The organism is Wenzhouxiangella sp. 15190 (genome assembly GCF_003417465.1).
GTDB lineage: Bacteria > Pseudomonadota > Gammaproteobacteria > Xanthomonadales > Wenzhouxiangellaceae > Wenzhouxiangella.
The window spans coordinates 17,007-34,881 of sequence record NZ_QVMV01000015.1; the positions used below are offsets into that span (position 1 = coordinate 17,007).

General features: G+C 61.6%; 14 protein-coding genes. 12 read left to right on the forward strand and 2 right to left on the reverse strand.

Features of this window, described 5'->3' with window-relative positions:
- Window positions 1–14: 14 nt before the first annotated feature.
- Both DZK26_RS04195 and DZK26_RS04200 read right to left on the reverse strand, forming a co-directional pair.
- Window positions 15–1,421, reverse strand: a complete 1,407-nt coding sequence (locus DZK26_RS04195; RefSeq protein WP_116897392.1) for a sigma-54 dependent transcriptional regulator — start codon at window positions 1,419–1,421, stop codon at window positions 15–17.
- Between the two features lie 31 nt (window positions 1,422–1,452).
- Window positions 1,453–3,105 (reverse strand): nitrogen regulation protein NR(II), encoded by a 1,653-nt coding sequence (locus DZK26_RS04200; RefSeq protein ID WP_116897391.1) that lies wholly within the window; start codon window positions 3,103–3,105, stop codon window positions 1,453–1,455.
- 297 nt (window positions 3,106–3,402) lie between these two features.
- Here DZK26_RS04200 and sucC point away from each other — a divergent pair, with 297 nt between their 5' ends.
- From sucC to aceK, 12 genes are all read left to right on the forward strand, one after another.
- The gene (gene sucC, locus DZK26_RS04205) at window positions 3,403–4,566 is read left to right on the forward strand and encodes an ADP-forming succinate--CoA ligase subunit beta (RefSeq protein WP_116897390.1); all 1,164 of its coding nucleotides are present in this window, start codon (window positions 3,403–3,405) and stop codon (window positions 4,564–4,566) included.
- An 11-nt stretch (window positions 4,567–4,577) separates the two neighbouring features.
- A complete protein-coding gene (sucD, locus tag DZK26_RS04210; RefSeq protein ID WP_116897389.1) occupies window positions 4,578–5,450 on the forward strand; it encodes a succinate--CoA ligase subunit alpha in 873 nt (290 codons plus the stop codon).
- 94 nt (window positions 5,451–5,544) lie between these two features.
- Window positions 5,545–7,164 carry an NAD+ synthase gene (locus DZK26_RS04215; protein ID WP_116897388.1) on the forward strand — a complete coding sequence of 540 codons (1,620 nt, stop codon included), beginning with the start codon at window positions 5,545–5,547 and terminating at the stop codon, window positions 7,162–7,164.
- A 272-nt stretch (window positions 7,165–7,436) separates the two neighbouring features.
- A complete protein-coding gene (locus DZK26_RS04220; RefSeq protein ID WP_116897387.1) occupies window positions 7,437–9,563 on the forward strand; it encodes a hypothetical protein in 2,127 nt (708 codons plus the stop codon).
- A gap of 119 nt (window positions 9,564–9,682) precedes the next feature.
- Window positions 9,683–10,903 carry a DUF418 domain-containing protein gene (locus DZK26_RS04225; protein ID WP_116897386.1) on the forward strand — a complete coding sequence of 407 codons (1,221 nt, stop codon included), beginning with the start codon at window positions 9,683–9,685 and terminating at the stop codon, window positions 10,901–10,903.
- On the forward strand, window positions 10,900–11,508 hold the full coding sequence (locus tag DZK26_RS14110) for a hypothetical protein (protein WP_147316852.1): 609 nt from the start codon (window positions 10,900–10,902) through the stop codon (window positions 11,506–11,508). The genes DZK26_RS04225 and DZK26_RS14110 overlap by 4 nt, the downstream gene beginning before the upstream one ends.
- A gap of 169 nt (window positions 11,509–11,677) precedes the next feature.
- Window positions 11,678–12,496, forward strand: coding sequence for a hypothetical protein (locus tag DZK26_RS04235; protein WP_220337037.1), 819 nt, complete (start codon window positions 11,678–11,680; stop codon window positions 12,494–12,496).
- A gap of 76 nt (window positions 12,497–12,572) precedes the next feature.
- Window positions 12,573–12,947 carry a SnoaL-like domain-containing protein gene (locus DZK26_RS04240; protein ID WP_116897383.1) on the forward strand — a complete coding sequence of 125 codons (375 nt, stop codon included), beginning with the start codon at window positions 12,573–12,575 and terminating at the stop codon, window positions 12,945–12,947.
- 59 nt (window positions 12,948–13,006) lie between these two features.
- The gene (locus DZK26_RS04245) at window positions 13,007–13,588 is read left to right on the forward strand and encodes a VOC family protein (protein ID WP_116897382.1); all 582 of its coding nucleotides are present in this window, start codon (window positions 13,007–13,009) and stop codon (window positions 13,586–13,588) included.
- A 119-nt stretch (window positions 13,589–13,707) separates the two neighbouring features.
- Complete coding sequence (locus tag DZK26_RS04250) at window positions 13,708–14,082, forward strand: nuclear transport factor 2 family protein (protein ID WP_116897381.1); 375 nt, start codon at window positions 13,708–13,710, stop codon at window positions 14,080–14,082.
- A 54-nt stretch (window positions 14,083–14,136) separates the two neighbouring features.
- The gene (locus DZK26_RS04255) at window positions 14,137–15,618 is read left to right on the forward strand and encodes an SMP-30/gluconolactonase/LRE family protein (RefSeq protein ID WP_116897380.1); all 1,482 of its coding nucleotides are present in this window, start codon (window positions 14,137–14,139) and stop codon (window positions 15,616–15,618) included.
- Window positions 15,619–15,829: 211 nt separating this feature from the next.
- Window positions 15,830–17,569 (forward strand): bifunctional isocitrate dehydrogenase kinase/phosphatase, encoded by a 1,740-nt coding sequence (aceK, locus tag DZK26_RS04260; RefSeq protein WP_116897379.1) that lies wholly within the window; start codon window positions 15,830–15,832, stop codon window positions 17,567–17,569.
- The last annotated feature ends 306 nt before the right edge of the window (window positions 17,570–17,875 follow it).

Here is a 17,875-nt window from a genome sequence, read left to right on the forward strand (position 1 = left end):
CGAGGTTGTAACCATCAGTCGATATCGTACTTCTTGATCTTGTAGCGGAATGAACGGAACGAAATGCCGAGTTGCCGGGCAGCTTCGGTCTTGTTGTACTTGGCGTCGACCAGCGCCTTTTCCAGGATGCGTTTTTCGATGTCTTCCATGTAATCGTCCAGGCTCCGGTTCTGCGGCGGACTGACATCGACCTCTTCGTCCTCGATAACCGATTGCTCGATGTTGAGATCCTCGACCGTGATCTCGTCGTCTTCACACAAGGTCACGGCCCGCTGGAGAATATTGACCAGCTCTCGCACGTTACCCGAGAACTTGTGATTCTGGAGTTTATCCATGGCGGCCGTGCTGAGCTTTCGCGGCGGCTCGCCCCACTGCTCGCCGATCACGCCCAGGAAGTGCTCGGCCAGCAGGCGGATATCGCCCCGACGATCGCGCAGGCTGGGCATGGGCAGATCGATGACATTGAGGCGGTAGTAGAGATCGTTGCGGAAGTCACCCGACTCGACAAGCGGCTTGAGCGGCTTGTGCGTGGCCGAGAGTATGCGAACGTCGATCTTGAGTTCCTCGCGCCCGCCGATGGGGCGCACGGTCTTTTCCTGAATGACGCGCAGCAGCTTGACCTGCATGTTCAGCGGCAGGTCGGCCACTTCGTCGAGAAACAGTGTGCCGCGATTGGCCGCCTGGAAGAGGCCTTCCTTGTCGGTATCGGCACCGGTGAAGCTGCCTTTCATGTGTCCAAAGAATTCGCTTTCCATCAGTTCGGATGGAATGGCCCCGCAGTTGACGGCCACGAACGGCTTTTCCGCGCGCGGGCCGAGGTCATGGATCAGGCGGGCAGCCAGTTCCTTGCCGGTGCCGGATTCGCCGCTGACGAGAACCGGTGCCTGGCTTCGGGCCAGTTTGGTAATCGTCTGGCGGACCCGGTCCATGGCTTGCGAGCGGCCCACAAGGCGCTGCCGCAGCAAGCTCTCTCCGCGTGGCGTACCGGCAGTGGAATGTTCCGCGGGTTTTTGCTCGTCGGGCTTGCTCGCCTGTTGTTCGGTATCGTCTTCGCGCAGCTTGAGGGCGGTGCGAACCATGTTGCGCAGCACTTCCAGGTCGACCGGCTTGGACACGAAATCGAAAGCGCCGTACTTGAGCGCGGTCACCGCATCATCGACCTTGCCGTAGGCGGTGATCATGGCAACCGGCAAGTTCGGATGATCGCGCGAGATTTCCTTGATCAGGCTCAGCCCGTTGCCATCGGGCAGGCGCATGTCAGTCAGGCAGAGAGCATAGTCGGTGCCGTTGGCCAGCAGTCGGCGCGCACTGGACAGATCTTCGGCGGTGTCGACGTCCAGCCCCATGCGGGTGAGGGTCATGTCGAGCAATTCCCTCAGATCCGGTTCATCGTCTACCACCAAAGCGCGCAGTTCGCTCATTGCCGTCCTCGAAGTTCAGCTTCTGATTGGGTCAACCCGTGGCCCGTTTCGCCCGGGCCGGCTGGCTGTCCCTGTTTTCCGTCATTTCTCCGGATTCCGGTCGCCGAAGCAGAATGCGGAAGCAGGCGCCCCGGTTGGGGACCTGAACATATTCCAGCGGGGCCTGATTGGCATCGCAAAGCTGCCTCGCCAGGTAAAGGCCCAGGCCAGATCCCTGTTTGTGGGTCGTGAAGAATGGTTCGAATACTTGTGACCTCTTTTCCAGCGGGATTCCGGGACCATTGTCGATGATATCCAGCGCGATTTCACGATGCCCGCGGATCGGGCTGACCCGCAGGGTGATCACCACCTCCTGTCCGTCGACGCTGGCGTGCTTGAGGGCATTGTCCATCAGGTTCCAGACGGCCTGATTGAGCTGGCTGGAATCGATCATCACCATGATCGAGGCGGAGGGGATTTCCAGCTTGACGCGACCGGCATCAAGCTTGTGATAGCGTCGAAAGTCGCTGGCCAGTTTGCGGATCCAGCTGATCAGGTTGACCGACTCGATGCGGGCACGCTCTCGGCGCGAGAGCTTCAGGACATTTTCGACAATATCATTCATTCGGGTGGCATGATTGAGCATCATGCCGAGCAGCTTTCGGTCGGCCTTGTTTAGATCTTCGGATTCATTGAGAAGCTGGGCGGCGTGGCTGAGTGCACCGAGGGGGTTTCGGATTTCGTGCGCAATGCTGGCTGAAAGCCGGGCGAGCGATGCCTGGGCCAGGTCGCGGGCTCGACGGGTCAGCACCGAGGTGTCCTCGAGAAAGATCAGGGTCGCCTCGGAATCGTCCACCCCGGGCATGGTCAGCATGGTGGGTACCACGGCCGACTGCGTGGATTGCAGCAGCAAGCCTTCGTCCATGACCTTGCCGGTCTTGCGCCAGCGCTCCAGGCGGTCGGCAAGCGGCGGCGCTATGCTCCGGAGGTTGCGGTCGCTGACCGGTGGGTTGCCCAGCAAGTACCACGCCGCTTCGTTCATCTGGCGAATCCGGTTGTGCGAGTCGACCACCAGGACGCCGGAGCGCAATTTGTGAATGATGAGCTCGTTGATGTGGCCGAGATTGGCCAGATCGAGGCCGCGGCGTTCAGCCAAAAGCTTGTACTCGCGTCCCCAGCGTCCCAGCAGGGAGGCGCCGACGGCGATACCGAAGGCGCCCGCGCCATACAGCGCGGCCTGAAACAACGAGCTCGCCTCCAGGGAACCCCGATGGTTGAGCCAGGCATCCAGGAGCAGGCCCAGGGTCACCAGGGACGCGAACAGCAGCGTGGTTCGGGCGTCCAGTATCAGCCCGGTAATGCCGACGGTGAATAGCAGCAGGATGACCAGGGCACTTTCGATGCCGCCGAAAGCATGCAGGATCAGGCCGATCAGGATCAGGTCGCTGGCCAGGGAGAACGACGCGAGTTCGGCGACTTCCATGCGGCGCCGCAGGTGCAGCACCATGAAACCGACGGCTCCGACGGCATAGGTCAGGGCCGCCGCCTGCGCCAGAAAGAGTCTGTAGCCTTCGAGTTCGGAAGCCGGCGGGCCGAAAACGGCACCCAGCGCGGCGAACGACACAAGCAGCCGAAAGGCATTGAGGTAGTGCAGGGCGCGGCCTACAGTCTGTTCGTCGCCAACCAGTGTGCCGAACGCTCTCAAGACTTGTTCTCCAGGTTCAGCGAAGCCGCGGTCAACACCGGCTCTTGGGGCATTCTGCTACGTCCCTTCGCGATGTTTACTGACCCTGAGTATACTACTCCCCGAGCTTACCGGGCCGCCGTCTGCCCCGGACGTCGCCTTTGCCTGTTGGCCTCGTAATTCCGCTCTGCGGGGGCTTTCGGTTTGATAATTGGGGCGGCTTGATCCAGAATACGCCGGTTTAGGCGCTTCCGGCCAGCCGGCCGGGTGCTGGACTTTCAGGATCGAATTCATCCACCAAAGAACGGGTTTCCAAGCATGAATTTTCATGAGTATCAGGCCAAGGAGCTGTTCGAGCAGTACGGCATTCCGGTGCCGCGCGGACAGTTGGCAACCACCGCTGAGGAGGCCGTGAGCGCGGCCAAGGCGATTGGCGGCAGTGAATGGGTCATCAAGGCCCAGGTCCATGCCGGTGGGCGCGGCAAGGCCGGCGGCGTCAAGCTGGTCTCCAGCCTTGACGAGGTTCGCGATGCCGCCGACAAGATGCTCGGCATGAACATCGAGACCTACCAGACGGGCGGTCGTGCGCTGCCGGTCAACTCGGTGCTGGTTGCAGAGGCCACCGACATCAAGCAGGAGCTCTACCTGGGCGCCCTGGTCGATCGCGCACAGAAGTCGGTCGTGTTCATGGGCTCGGCCGCCGGGGGCGTCGACATTGAGCAGGTCGCTTCCGAAACGCCCGAAAAGATCATCACTGCGCCGGTGGACACCGCGGCCGGCTTCATGCCTTACCAGGCGCGCCACATCGGCTTCCGCATGGGACTCGACGCCAAACAGGTGCGCCAGTTGATCAAGATCATGGATGGACTCTATCGCCTGTTCATGGAAAAGGACATCAGCCTCATCGAGGTCAATCCGCTGATCATCGACGGCAACGGCGACCTGAGTGCGCTCGATGCCAAGCTCAACGCCGACGACAACGCGCTTTTCCGGCACGCCGACATTGCCGAAATGCGCGACGAGTCGCAGGAGGATCCGACCGAGCTGGCTGCCAGCAAGCACGACCTCAACTACGTCACGCTCGACGGCAATATCGCCTGCATGGTCAATGGCGCCGGCCTGGCGATGGCGACCATGGACGTCATCAAGCTCGCCGGCGGCGAGCCGGCCAATTTCCTCGACGTCGGCGGCGGCACCAATGCCGAGCGTGTCAAGGAGGCGTTCAAGCTCATCCTGGAGGGCGATAACGTCAAGGCCATCCTGGTCAATATCTTCGGCGGCATCGTGCGTTGCGACGCGATCGCCGAGGGCATCATCAACGCGGTCAAGGACGTCGAGATGAATGTTCCGCTGGTTGTCCGCCTAGAGGGCACCAACGTGGATAAGGGCAAGGAACTGCTCGCCAATAGCGGCTTCGACATCATCCCCGCCGACGATCTCAATGACGGTGCGCGCAAGGCCGTGGAAGCGGCCGGCGCCTGAAGGAATCTGTAATGAGTGTATTGATCGACAAGAAGACCAAAGTCATCTGCCAGGGCTTTACCGGAAGCCAGGGCACTTTCCATTCCGAACAGGCCATTGCCTATGGCACGCGCATGGTCGGCGGCGTGACGCCGGGCAAGGGCGGTAACGAGCATCTCGGCCTGCCGGTGTTCAACACCGTCGACGAAGCGGTCGAGGAAACCGGTGCCGATGCCTCTATGATCTTCGTGCCGCCGCCGTTCGCGGCCGACGCCATCCTCGAGGCCGCCGACGCTGGTGTGCGCGTGATCGTTTGCATCACCGAGGGCATCCCGGTGCTCGACATGATGCGCGTCAAGGCCGCGCTCAACAATTACGACGATGTGACCCTGATCGGTCCCAATTGCCCGGGCATCATCACGCCCGACGAGTGCAAGATCGGCATCATGCCGGGCCAGATCCACAAGAAGGGCAAGATCGGCGTCGTTTCCCGTTCGGGCACGCTGACCTACGAGGCGGTCTACCAGACCACCCAGGTGGGCCTGGGCCAGTCGACCTGCATTGGCATCGGCGGCGACCCGATCCAGGGCATGAACTTCGTCGACTGCCTGTCGCTGTTCGAGGAAGATCCCGAAACCGAGGGCATCATCATGGTCGGCGAGATCGGTGGTTCAGCCGAGGAAGAAGCGGCGGAATTCATCGCCGATCGCGTCACCAAGCCGGTGGCCGCCTACATCGCCGGCGTCACCGCACCCCCGGGCAAACGCATGGGCCATGCCGGCGCCATCATCGCCGGCGGCAAGGGCACGGCCGAGGCCAAGTACGAAGCCCTGAAAGAGGCCGGGGTCACCACCGTGCGCTCGCCGGTGGAACTCGGCGACGCCATCGCCGGCCGCCTGAAGTAATCTAGGGTTCAGGTTTCAGGTTTCAGGTTTCAGGACGAGCGGCGCTCGGGATTTCCTGAAACCTGAACACTGAACCCTGAAACCTGGAGCCTTTATGCTTCGAATCGCCCTCGCGCAGGATGACTTCCAGGTCGGTCACATTACCGGCAATCGGGATCGTATCCTCGGGCAGGTAGCGCGTGCTCGTGACGAGCTCGGCGCCGACCTGATCGTCTTTCCGGAGCTGGCGCTGACCGGTTATCCGCCGGAGGACCTGGTGTTACGCCCGGGTTTCATGCGAAGCAGCGACGCGGCGCTGGCCGAGATTGCGCAGCAGGTGCACGGAATCGATGTGATCCTGGGCCACCCGCGTGCCGAAGGCGACAAGCGCTTCAATGCGGTCTCCTGGCTGCGCGACGGCGAAGTCATCGGCACTTACGACAAGTGGGATCTGCCCAACTACGCGGTATTCGATGAGCGCCGCTATTTCGTGCCCGGCGACAAGCCGCTGGTCATGGACGTGTCCGGCGCGAAGGTGGGCGTAATCATCTGCGAGGATACCTGGACCCCCGAGGCATCCCGGGCCGCTCGCGAGGCAGGTGCCCAAATCATCGTATCGGTCAATGCCTCGCCGTTTTTCGAGGGCAAGCACCGCGAGCGCGCTCGCATTCTCTCTGAACGCCACGATGAAACCGGCCTTCCGCTGATTTACCTCAACTGCGTGGGCGGCCAGGATGAACTGGTGTTCGACGGCCACTCACTGGCCATCGACGGGCGGGGCGGGTTGTCCGATCCGGCACCGTTGTGCGCCGAAGCCTTGCTTTGCCTGGATTTCGATGCCGCCAGCGGCAGTTTCGATTATCGGCACTGGCCGGCCGGGGAAACCGAGCGATTGCCGGTGATCTGGGAAGTGCTCAAGCGGGGCTTGCGCGACTACGTTACCAAGAACGGTTTCGAGTCAGTGGTGCTGGGACTGTCCGGCGGTGTCGACTCGGCGCTGACCGCCGCCATCGCCGCCGACGCGCTCGGCCCGGAACAGGTACTTGCGGTGGTCATGCCCTCCCGGCATACCTCGGAGCTTTCCATGATCCTGGCCAGTGAGCAGATCGAGCTGCTCGGCCTGCGCTACGAGAACATCTCGATCGAGCCCATCTACCAGGCCCAACTCAAGCAGCTCGCCGAGGTGTTCGAGGGCACGCGCGATAACTTCGCTGAAGAAAACCTGCAAGCGCGTGCGCGGGGCAATGTGGTCATGGCCCTGTCGAACAAGTTCGGCCATCTACCGCTCGCGACCAGCAACAAGAGCGAGCTGGCAGTCGGCTACTCGACCATCTACGGCGACATGTGCGGCGGCTACAGTCCGATCAAGGATGTTCTCAAGACCCTGGTCTACGAACTGGCGGCATGGCGCAATACGGTGTCGGAGGCGATTCCACAGGGCGTGATCGATCGTCCGCCATCGGCTGAGCTGGCGCCGGGCCAGACCGACCAGGACAAGCTGCCGCCCTACGATGTGCTCGACGACATCATTACCCGCTATGTCGAGCAGGACCAGTCGATCGCCGACATCGCCGCAGTCGACGCAGACGAAGCCATCGTTCGACGGGTTGCCGGAATGGTGCTCGCCTCGGAGTTCAAGCGCCGCCAGGGCGCGCCCGGTCCGCGTATTACCCGCAAGGCCTTTGGCCGTGACCGCCGTTATCCCATCACGTCGGGCTGGCGCGACAGCGGCTAAGAATCCGCTGCAGAACTACTGAGAACGAGCGTGACGGCGTCCGGCAGGCTGCAATCCGCGTTAATGCCGGGGTAATATGTGAAGCAGTTCACAAAAATTCGCTGCTTCGATGTCTGAAAAGCAAGAGCGAGCGACCATCTTTCTCGCTGTCGGATTCCGCGCCGGGTATTCGAGTGTGGGCAGAAAAAGGGCCGGGCCGCGATGAGTATCGACGGCTTCAATCTTGTCCGGGGACGCGTTGACCGGTATGCGATCAGATCATTGGAGCGACGATGACGGTCCCGACGAATACGCCGAATAGACGCGGGGTCGCCTGTTCCAGACTCCATGTCACGCTATTCGGCGCGTTCAAGCTGACCGGCCCCGACGGCCAGGAAATCGCCGTGACCGGGAAACGAGCGCGTGCCCTGCTGGCGATATTGTGCCTGGAACCGGGCATCGCCATCGAACGTGACCGGGTGTGCGAATTGTTGTGGCGAGGGGGCTTCAGGGCGCAGGCCCGGGCCAGCCTGAGGCAGACACTGCTGGGGCTGAAAAAGCAGCTGTCGCCGGTCGCGCCGAATCTTTTCGACGTCACCCGCGATCGCGTCGCCATCAGCGCCGCGGCCGTGAGATCCGACCTGGCCGAACTGGTATCGGCCCTCATCCACGGGCCGAAACCAGAGGCCAGCGAACTGCTGCTGGGAATCGGCGGCCGGCCGTTGCTCGGTCGACTGGATTTTGGCGAATCTTTCCAGCAGTGGCTGGACGTTCGGCGCGCACAGGTCGAGCAACGCCTGCAACGCGCCGTCGAGGACGCGCTTTCGGACTGGCAGCGACGCGGAGACGACCGCGAACACGCAAGACTGCTGAATGCCTGGCGGCTGCGGGATCCGGCAACCGGGCCCAGCAAATCCGATGCAAGAATCAGGATTGCGGTGCTGCCGTTCAAGTCGTTTGACTCAGCCGATGATCAGGGCCATTTCTCTCAGGGTCTATTCGACGAGCTGATCACCACCCTGGGACAATCGCCGCAACTGCTGGTGGCCGGTCGCGGATCGTCTCTCAACACAAAGGACTCCGAGCGGCCGCTTCCGGAGATCGCCCGGGCGCTTCACGTCTCTCACCTGATCCAGGGATCGGTCAGACGGTGGAATAACGAGTTGCGTGTTCATGTGAGCCTGGTCGACGGCAACAGCGGCTTCGAGTGCTGGTCGCAGGGCTATCGCGGCAACACAGGCAATATATTCGGGTTGCAGGAAGACATCGCCCGGACCGTGAGCCGTGAGCTTGCCAGTGCGCTCGAGCTGGAGATCGGGTTGCCGGGTCCGCGCCGGACAACGCCGGACAAGGCAGCCTACGAACTCTATCTCCAGGGTCGCGCGCTGACCGCGCGCGCAATCGGCGACGGCGTGTTGGCCAAGGCCGTGGAACTGCTGGAGGCATCGCTGGCGATCGACCCCGACTTCGCCGCGTGCTGGACGGCGCTGGCCGAGGCGCATGTCTACACCGTGGTCTACACCCCATGTCATGACCGGCTCGAGAAGTCGGCCCGCATGGCCGAGTGCGCAGCCAAGGCGATCGAACTGGATCCGGCCCAAGGCCACGCGCGCGCCATGCTGGGAATCCATCGCTGGACCCAGAACGATCCTGTCGGCGCGCTCGATCTGGCGCACGAGGCCTACCGGCTCGAGCCCGACAATCCTGATGTCGCGTTGCGCCTGGGCTCGTTCCTGCTCTATATCGGCCGAACGCGCGAGGCGCTGCCCTACATCGAGGCCGCGATCGACCAGGACCCGGTCAACGGCCGCAACTTCGGGATGCTTTGTGTCGCCCAGCTCAATCTCGGCAACCTCGATCGAGCCGTCGCAGCCGGCCAGCGCATGGTCGATCTCGGCCTGCCGTCGATGTGGCTGGCGGTGGCCACGGCGGCATCGGGCGACCGCAAGCGCGCGGTGGAGCAGTACTGGCAGACGCGATTGTTGATGAACACGGTGATCTTTCCGCCGGCCGGCACCAGGCCGCTCAGCGGGCCGGCCCTCGATACCTACTGGCGGCTGGCTGCCAGGGGTGTTTGCAGCGGACGCGCGGTTCACCGGAAGGTGTACTGCGCCATGCTCGACTACCTCCACGCAACCCTGCCGGATCCCTGCGACACCAGCATCGTCGCCCCGGCCATCTGGATGGGCTATGCCAGGATGGTCTTCAAGACCCTCGGAACCCAGATCACCCCGGCCAACATGTATTGCCTGATGTCGCTCTGGGCCGATATCGAACCCATCCGCCAGGTCCGTCTTCACCCCGAATTTCTCGCATTTGCCGAACGTATCGGCCTGCTCTCGGCCTGGGACAAATACGGCTGGCCGGATCTGCTGCCCGCACCGAATTCCGCTGACCGCCCCCACCAAAGCGCGCATTAGTTAACACTGATTGACGCAGAAATGACGCAAGTTTGACGCTGGCACCGTTGATTCGGTGCCGGCCGCGGCGCAGGCTATTTTGTGATGGATATCACATTGAATCAGCCTGGCGGCGCAGCATGACTGACCTCGCCCCAATCGCAAGCGCCGAACGTCACGAGGTTCTGGACGCGCTCAGAGGCTTTGCCCTGTTCGGCATCTTTCTGGCCAATATTCGTTTCTTCAGCGGCTGGGAGTTTCTCGGCGCGGACCAGCGAAGCGCCCTGGCCGGCAACGCATACGAGCTGATCGATTTTCTGCACCTGGCCGTCATCGACGGCAAGTTCTATACCCTCTTTTCCTTCCTGTTCGGGCTGGGCTTTGCCCTTCAGCTGCAGCGGCTGGAAGGGCGCGGCGCGGCTGCCAGTCAGATCTACCTGCGGCGTACGAGCATCCTGCTGGGTTTCGGCCTGATCCACCTGTTCGTGTTCTGGGTGGGTGACATTCTCACGCCGTACGCGCTGCTCGGTTTCATGTTGCTGGCCGTCCGCCACTGGAGCGACCGGATCCTGCTGATCATCGCGGGCCTTGCGTTGCTCGTACCCATCGTCGGTTACGCGCTGTTCTGGGCGTTCGACGTGGATCCCAGCCTGGGCTTGTACAACCTGGCGTATGCCATGATGCCGCCGGGGGCTCAACATCCGATGGTCGATCTTCGCCTGAGCGACTGGAGCGAGCGGCTGCAATCCTCCTTCGCTCTTGGTGTGCTTCGTTTTGGCTATCTGTTCGATACCTGGCGCTGGCCAAAGCTCTTCGCGATCATGCTGCTTGGGTTGTGGGCCGGGCGCAGACTCGTGCGCGGTGAACTGCTTGGCAACACCCGGCTGCTGGTCGGCGTGCTGGTGATCGGTGGATTGTCGGGGGTCATCGCCGGCCCGATCCTGGCCGCACTCGACGGGATCGGCTTTGATCGGCCGCATTCCCTGAACGGCTTGTATGCCGTCATCGCCTATACCTTTGCCGTGATTCCACTGGGCCTGGCCTATGCCGCCGGTTTCGTGCTGCTGTGGGGTCATGCTTCCGGCGGCCTGCGGTTTCTGACCGCGCCCGGGCGAATGGCGCTGACCAACTACCTGGGGCAGACCCTGATCGGACTGACAGTCTTTTACGGCATCGGTTTGAACCAGGCCGGCCAGTGGTCCGTTCAGGCGCTGATCGCGTTTGCCTGTGCTGTGTATCTCGTGCAGGCCGTCCTCTCCAACTTCTGGCTCCAGACATTTCAGTACGGCCCGATGGAATGGCTGTGGCGGACGCTGACCTATGGCACGGCGCCAAAGCTGCGTCGGGCGGTGGCGTCATGAAAGAAGGACAAAGGTTTCCTGGCCAGCCAGACATGATTTCGTGCAGAACGGAGGCTTATCTCCAAGCAGCCGAAAGCCGCGAAGACGCGGTATCAAGCGTCAACACTGTAGAAACTCTAAAAGGAAATGCTATGCAACGTTCAAATCTTGTGCGCGAATGCGCAATCGGTTTCTCCATGTTGCTGGGTGTATTGATCGCCGCGCCAGCTGTAGCCCAATTGGAAGTCTGGGAAGACTATGAAGTCTCGGACGCTATCTGGTCACTGACCATGGTCAAGCTCGATCCGGGTACTCAGGATATCTATCTGGAAGGCCTGAAGTCGACCTGGGTTGCAGCCAATGAAGTAGCGAAGTCTCTCGGCCATGTCGAGTATTACTCAATCCATGCCAATCAGGCTGTCGCGCCTGATGCGTTCGATCTCCTGTTGGTTATCAAATTCCCAAGTACGGAAATGATGGCGCCGAGCCGTGAGCGATACAACGCGTTCATGGAAGCCTGGGGACAGGAGAATATGGATGCCAGCAACGAGAAGGTGCTCGAGCTGTATAACGAGATTCGCGAAATCCAGGGCGAATACCTCACCCGGGAAATCACGATCAAGTAATCAGGTCGTCCACTGCGCTGCAGGGGGGTGTCTCTTGCAGCGTGGCTGGACTCCCTTCGAGACATCTTAAAAGGAGAACTGCCATGTACCGCTCAGGTCTTGTGCGCGCAGTAGGAAGCAGGACGGTAGGCAGTCAGCTAGCTTCATGTTCATTCCCCGGAGAGGAGCCATGAGTACGACGGTCTCATGTCCGGATTACCGCACATCTGGCCGCGCGTCGGCTAGCTCGTTGACCCGCTTCATGGACAGATGGATCTTCGTGCTGATGGCGGCGTGGTTCATCGCAATCACGCTCACCGGTTTCATCCCTACTTCCCTGGAGAAAATCGCCGCCGTCGAAGTCGGTATGCGGCCACCCTTCCCATTCATGCTGCATGCGCACGCCGTGCTGATGGGTGCATTCCTTGTGCTACTCCTGGTCCAGGCCCTACTAGCGGCAATGGGCAGGCAGCAACATCACCAGAAGCTTGGCATGGCCGGCATCGTGATGGCCCCCGCTCTCGTGGTGGTGGGTTGTCTTCTGGTTCCGATCATCCACCACCAGGTCTGGGGCATGATGCAGGCGGCTCCGCCTGAAGCGCAGGCCGAGCTTCAGCAGATCATGGTCATCATCAGCAACATCATGCTGCTGCAGATTCAGGTCGGCACCCTGTTCGCGATCTACATAGGCATCGCCCTGTATCTGCGCAAGTCCGACCCCGGCATGCACAAACGCCTGATCTTTCTTGCCGTGGCGCTTCCTCTGCCGGCTGCCTTCGATCGTATCGACTGGCTGCCCAACACTATGCCCGAGACTCCGCTGGGCCCGATCCTGTACATCCTGCTCGCGGTGGCCCCGATGTTCATTTGGGGTCTGCTGCGCACGCGGAAGGTACAGAAGGCCTACAGCCTCTGGCTGGCTGGCTTCCTGCCTTCCTCTCTGCTGATCTATCTGCTCTGGAACACCGACTGGTGGCAGGCCACCGCACCACGACTGGTGGGTCTGTGAGCCCGAATGTGTCGATGGGCAATTTGTGCGCCGCGGTGGTAACCAACGAATTCCGTCTGGACGCACGAGCCGAGTGATGAGCGAACCCACGCCCACCACGGACGACGTTGCCGCCGACTTTACGGCGCTGTGGCTGGCCGGGAAATTCCGCGCCGCCGGCGAGAAGTACTGGGCTGATGACGTGGTGAGCATCGAGCCGCACGCGCTGCCGGACGGCGCCGATCAGGTGTGCCGGGGTATCGAGGCGGTGCGAGCCAGAAATCTGCACTGGCTTGCGACTCACGGCATCGAGGACCTGAGCGTCGACGGCCCATTCGTGACAGGCGATCACTTCGCATTGTTCGCCGACATGCTGATCGCCCATGCCGGCCGGCGCACGCCGCACAGTCGAATCGCCGTGTTTGCAGTGCGCAACGGCCAGATCATCGAGGAGCGCTTCTTTTATGAATGAGAAAGTCCGCCTGGCCCGCCAGGCGCCGTCTGCCACCAACCATTGTTGAGGAAAATGTTATGCCTGCCACCCCCAAAGCCCTGGCCCACGTGGTCTACCGAACCCGCCGCTTTGCCGAGATGTTGAATTGGTACAGCACCGTGTTCGGCGCCAGGGTTCAACACCAGAACCCCGCGATGAGCTTTCTGACCTTCGACGATGAGCACCATCGGTTCGCGCTCCTCGACCTGTCCGTGATCGATCCGGACGGATCCGAGCCGGAAGCGACAAACTGGGTCGGCGTCGATCACCTGGCCTGGACGCATGCCTCGCTGGAGAATCTCTTCACCAACTACGAGCACTGCAAGGCCAACGGCATCGAACCCTACTGGTGCGTCCACCACGGGCTGACGATTTCGATGTACTACGCTGACCCCGACGGTAACCAGATGGAATTCCAGGTCGACGCGTTCGACACCGCTGAGGAATGCAATGCCTATATTTCCGGCCCGCCTTTCGAAGCCAACCCGATCGGCGTCGAATTCGATCCTGAAGCGTGGCTGGCGGCCGTGCGTGACGGAGGCTCGTTGGACGATTTCCGGGTACGCGCTGTGCACGAGCCGGTCTCGCCGATACGAGGTGCAGTCAGTGAATTGCTCTGACGCGTTCCGCAAGTCCGACCGGCGCCCGGGACTCGAGCGATGAGCCTGACGCTCGTCACGCCCGCGCTTCATTCGCCCCGCGGCCCAACCGGAATCCACCTGAACAAGGAGAAAAGTCGATGAACAATCCTCTCGCCGAGGGCGATATTCGCCAGATCGAGACGCTGATGGATACCTACATCGAAGGTGGCCGAACCGGGAGTGTGGAAACCCTGCGCCCGATCTTCCACGAATTGGCCACGATCTGCGGCCACGTCGGGCCGGATCTTTTCGCCGGCCCGATCGAGATGTTCTACGACTGGCATACCGAGAACGGCCCGGCCGCAGACCTCGAAGCCGACGACATCCGGATCGATATCGAAGGCACGGCGGCGACAGCGCCCATCGAGCTCCACAACTGGACCGGACATCGTTTCACCGACTTCTTCACGCTGGTCAGGATCGAAGATGGCTGGCAGATCATGAGCAAGGTGTTTTACCTGCACCCGGAGTAAGGATTACCGAAGACTTGGCCCAACATACAATCCAGTTCCACAAGGAATGCCACCATGCAACGATTCATTCTTGCGCTTCTCGCCCTCTCCCTGGGCACTTCCGTTCAAGCCGGCACATCTGGTGAGGCATCGTCCCGTTCAGTGGTCGAGAGCGTCTATACCTTGTTCGCCGTGGGCGACACGGAGGGACTCGCCGGATTGATGGCGCCGGATATTGTCTGGAACGAGGCTGAAGGCAATCCCTATGCCGATCTGAACCCCTACATTGGGCCCGAGGCCGTCATGTCCGGTTTGATGGCGCGCCTGGTCAGCGAATGGGAAGACATCAGCGTTACGCCGCATGAGTATGTCTCCGAAGGCGGTCGCGTCGTGGTCTTCGGCCGCTACAAAGAGACCTGGAAAGCCACCGGCAAGGAGCTCGACATACCGTTCGTGCATTCATGGATGGTGCAAGACGGCAAACTTGTCGCATTCCAACAATACACTGACACAGCCGCCTTGGTGGCGACGATGAATGATCCATCGGCCTCGGGCGACGTCACGCAGTCGCATGTCGGCGCACTGAGGCAGGTCGCGTTGGTGCCAGCCAATCGTTCGCTGGTGCGGCCCGAGGACGGTGTGATGCTCGCCGACGGCACCCTGCTGATCGCCGACCAGGTGCACGGCCTCGTCGCGCTGAGCCCCGATGGCGCGAAACGCCCGTTCGGCGATTTCAAGTCAGCAGGACACATTCACGAACCGCCGGCCCGAAGCGCCGGCCCGAACGGCGTCGCGCTGGAGCCCGGCGGGATGCACGTGCTGGTGGCCGATGTGCTGACCGGGGCCATTTACCGCGTCAACAGCCAAACCGAGCAGGTGGTCCGGATTCATCAGCACGAATTCGGCGTCAATTCCGTCCGGCGCGATCGCAGCGGCGCGGTCTGGTTTACCCAGTCGACTGAAAACAACGGTCCGCATTCGGAGGCCAGGATGTTCGCGGCCGTTGATGAGAAACCCATGGACGGCGCGCTCTTTCGCCTCTCGCCGACCAATGATCACGAGCCCTTTCCCGAGCTCCGGCGCATGGATTCCGGACTGGACTTCGCCAATGGCCTGGCGATTGACGAAAAGCGCGGGTATCTGTACGTGGCGGAAACGATGGCCGATCGCATCATTGGTTACCGATTGTCGGTGCCTACCGGCAGACTGTCGAACCGACGCGTGATCTCCCGGGTCCCGACACCGGACAACATCGAACTCGATGCCGCCGGGCGGCTCTGGGTCGCCTCGCCGATCGCCAACGCGCTGCTGGTCGTCGATCCCGAATCCGGCGAATGGTCGACGGCTTTCCATCCGCAAACGGAAGAACACGATCAGCTCATGGTCGAATGGCGGCGTCGAGCCCAAAGCGGCGAACCGCGCCTTGAGCTTTTTGGCCCGGACATGTGGTCGCCTTTGCCTGGGCTTGTCACCGGCATGATCCTGACGACCGAAGGCGGCCCGATCTACCTGACCGGTCTCGGCGACGCCCTGGTCCAACTAACGAATTCGGAGTAGTAGCTGCCGACTTGGAACTTGCCGGTATGGGGCGCGCAGGCAGTGGCCGGATGATCGGGCGGGGGCGGGGGCGGGACTGCAAACGAGGTATCCGGTCTGTGTACACGCATAGCTACGTGTGGCCCACCAGGTTGTCCGTGGGGGTGTAATCCCGATCCACGCGGGTTTGTTTACGCCCTGTTGGCGCATCAAAGGGCGCTACAATTCCCGCATGTCACGGTTGGTGGACAGTCGGCGCCAGGATCGGCGTCATCGGAATCTGGTCAGTGAAGCCAGCGGGCTGGTCGTGGCCGGCTTCGACGATTACAACGCCAGTTTCTCCGACATCACCCGTCGTGGCCAACGCCGGTTCGAGAAGGGAGATCGCGCCGGTATGCGCACTGATGTCGTCGCCCGTCTCGAGCTCTACGACCAGATCGTCAACGAGACCATCTCGCGCCTGGAAGGGCTGCTGGCCAACCGCCTGTTCTCGCGCAGCATCTGGCGCGACATGCGTGTCGTATTCGCCAGCCTGATTAAGCGCAAGCTCGACGCGGAACTCTACAAGACCTTTTTCAATACCATCACCCGGCGGCTGTTCAAGACCCGTGGTGTGGATTCGGCCATCGAGTTTGTGGCGTTCGACTTCCAGCCCAGCGATCGCATCACGCACCCGGTTGCACGCTACACCTATATCGTCGGCGAGCGCCTGGCCGATGCCTTCGGGCGAATTCTGGACGATTACGCATTCGGTCTGCCCTGGGTGGATGCCGAACGCGATGCCGGACGACTGGCCGGGCGCATGGAACAGGTGCTCGAGGGCGACGAGGCGCTTTCGATCGAGCTGCTCGAAACCGTCTTCTATCGGGAGGGACGCGCCTATCTGGTGGGACGGGTGCTGGGGCGTACCCGGCATGTACCCTGCGTGATTGCGCTGTGCCGTCGTGACAATGCCATCGCCGTCGACGCCTTGCTGACCCGTCGGCTGCAGTTGAGCATCCTGTTCGGTTACACCTACAGCTATTTTCTGGCCGATCTGCCGACCGTGGCCGACGCGGTCGTTTTCCTGCGCAGCCTACTTCCCGACAAGCCGGTGGACGAACTCTACTCCGTTCTGGGTCGGGCCAAGCAGGGAAAGACCGAGCGCTATCGCGCTTTCCGACGTTACATGAGCGATCATCCTGATGAACGTTTCGAGGTGGCCGAGGGCAAGCGGGGCATGGTCATGGCGGTGTTCACGCTGCCCGGCTACCCCCTGGTATTCAAGCTTCTGCGCGACAAGTTCGCACCGGAGAAGACCATCAAGCGCCATCAGGTGATCGAGCGTTACCAACTTGTCTACCGCCACGATCGGGTCGGGCGCCTGCTCGATGTGCAGGAGTTCAAGTCATTGCGTTTCGAACGCGACCGCTTTGCCCCGGAACTGTTGGAAGAATTGCTGGAGGAGTGTTCGCGGATCGTTCGGGTGGATGGTGACGACCTGGTCATCCGTCACTGTTATGTCGAGCGGCGGGTACGACCCCTGGATCTTTACCTGTCCGAAGTCGAGGTCGGCGGGGCAAAGCAGGTTCTGGTCGACATGGGGCAGGCGCTGAAGGATCTGGCGCGTTCGAATATCTTTGCCGGCGACTTGTTGCCCAAGAACTTCGGCGTGACGCGTTCGGGCAGGGTCGTGTTCTACGACTACGACGAACTGGCCTTGTTGACCGACTGCCGGTTTCGAAGGATGCCGAAAGCCCGCGATGATATCGACATCTATAGCGACGAGACCTGGTTTCACGTGGCCGACAACGATGTCTTTCCGGAGGAATTTCCCCGTTTCATGGCGCTCAGGCGTGATTACCTGGAGGTCCTCGAGGAAGCCCACGGAGAGCTGTTCGAAGCCGAGTGGTGGCAGGGGATCCAGGAACGAATTGTCTCGGGCGAGGCGCTGGATGTGCCGCCTTATGGAGAGGAGGCGAGGTTGTCCTGAGGTCTAAGCGATAAGGCGTTAGCGATGGGTCATCGCATGCTTGGTCGCCAGATCGGCTAGTTGCCGAGCGGCCGCTGTGACGGCTTCGACAAGTCAACTTCTGTTTCGCCCGGCGCGCTTCGCGCGCTCTTGCGGCGAGTTACTTTTTTCTCGCGCGAAAAAAGTAACCAAAAGCGCGCTTAAAAGATTGCGGATGCACCGCAGGACCAACCGGACGTGCGGGCTTCAGGATCTTGCTTCCGCCTTCGCTCCAGCTCCGTCTAGACACATGGCGTCTTCGACGTCCCTGGGGCGTAATCGGCATTC

Bases quoted from the DNA above. Each gene is read 5' to 3' on its own strand.
- DZK26_RS04195 (WP_116897392.1), bottom strand. From the start codon at position 1,421: ATGAGCGAACTGCGCGCTTTGGTGGTAGACGATGAACCGGATCTGAGG.
- sucC (WP_116897390.1), top strand. From the start codon at position 3,403: ATGAATTTTCATGAGTATCAGGCCAAGGAGCTGTTCGAGCAGTACGGC.
- sucD (WP_116897389.1), top strand. From the start codon at position 4,578: ATGAGTGTATTGATCGACAAGAAGACCAAAGTCATCTGCCAGGGCTTT.
- DZK26_RS04215 (WP_116897388.1), top strand. From the start codon at position 5,545: ATGCTTCGAATCGCCCTCGCGCAGGATGACTTCCAGGTCGGTCACATT.
- DZK26_RS04220 (WP_116897387.1), top strand. From the start codon at position 7,437: ATGACGGTCCCGACGAATACGCCGAATAGACGCGGGGTCGCCTGTTCC.
- DZK26_RS04225 (WP_116897386.1), top strand. From the start codon at position 9,683: ATGACTGACCTCGCCCCAATCGCAAGCGCCGAACGTCACGAGGTTCTG.
- DZK26_RS14110 (WP_147316852.1), top strand. From the start codon at position 10,900: ATGAAAGAAGGACAAAGGTTTCCTGGCCAGCCAGACATGATTTCGTGC.
- DZK26_RS04235 (WP_220337037.1), top strand. From the start codon at position 11,678: ATGAGTACGACGGTCTCATGTCCGGATTACCGCACATCTGGCCGCGCG.
- DZK26_RS04240 (WP_116897383.1), top strand. From the start codon at position 12,573: ATGAGCGAACCCACGCCCACCACGGACGACGTTGCCGCCGACTTTACG.
- DZK26_RS04245 (WP_116897382.1), top strand. From the start codon at position 13,007: ATGCCTGCCACCCCCAAAGCCCTGGCCCACGTGGTCTACCGAACCCGC.
- DZK26_RS04250 (WP_116897381.1), top strand. From the start codon at position 13,708: ATGAACAATCCTCTCGCCGAGGGCGATATTCGCCAGATCGAGACGCTG.
- DZK26_RS04255 (WP_116897380.1), top strand. From the start codon at position 14,137: ATGCAACGATTCATTCTTGCGCTTCTCGCCCTCTCCCTGGGCACTTCC.
- aceK (WP_116897379.1), top strand. From the start codon at position 15,830: ATGTCACGGTTGGTGGACAGTCGGCGCCAGGATCGGCGTCATCGGAAT.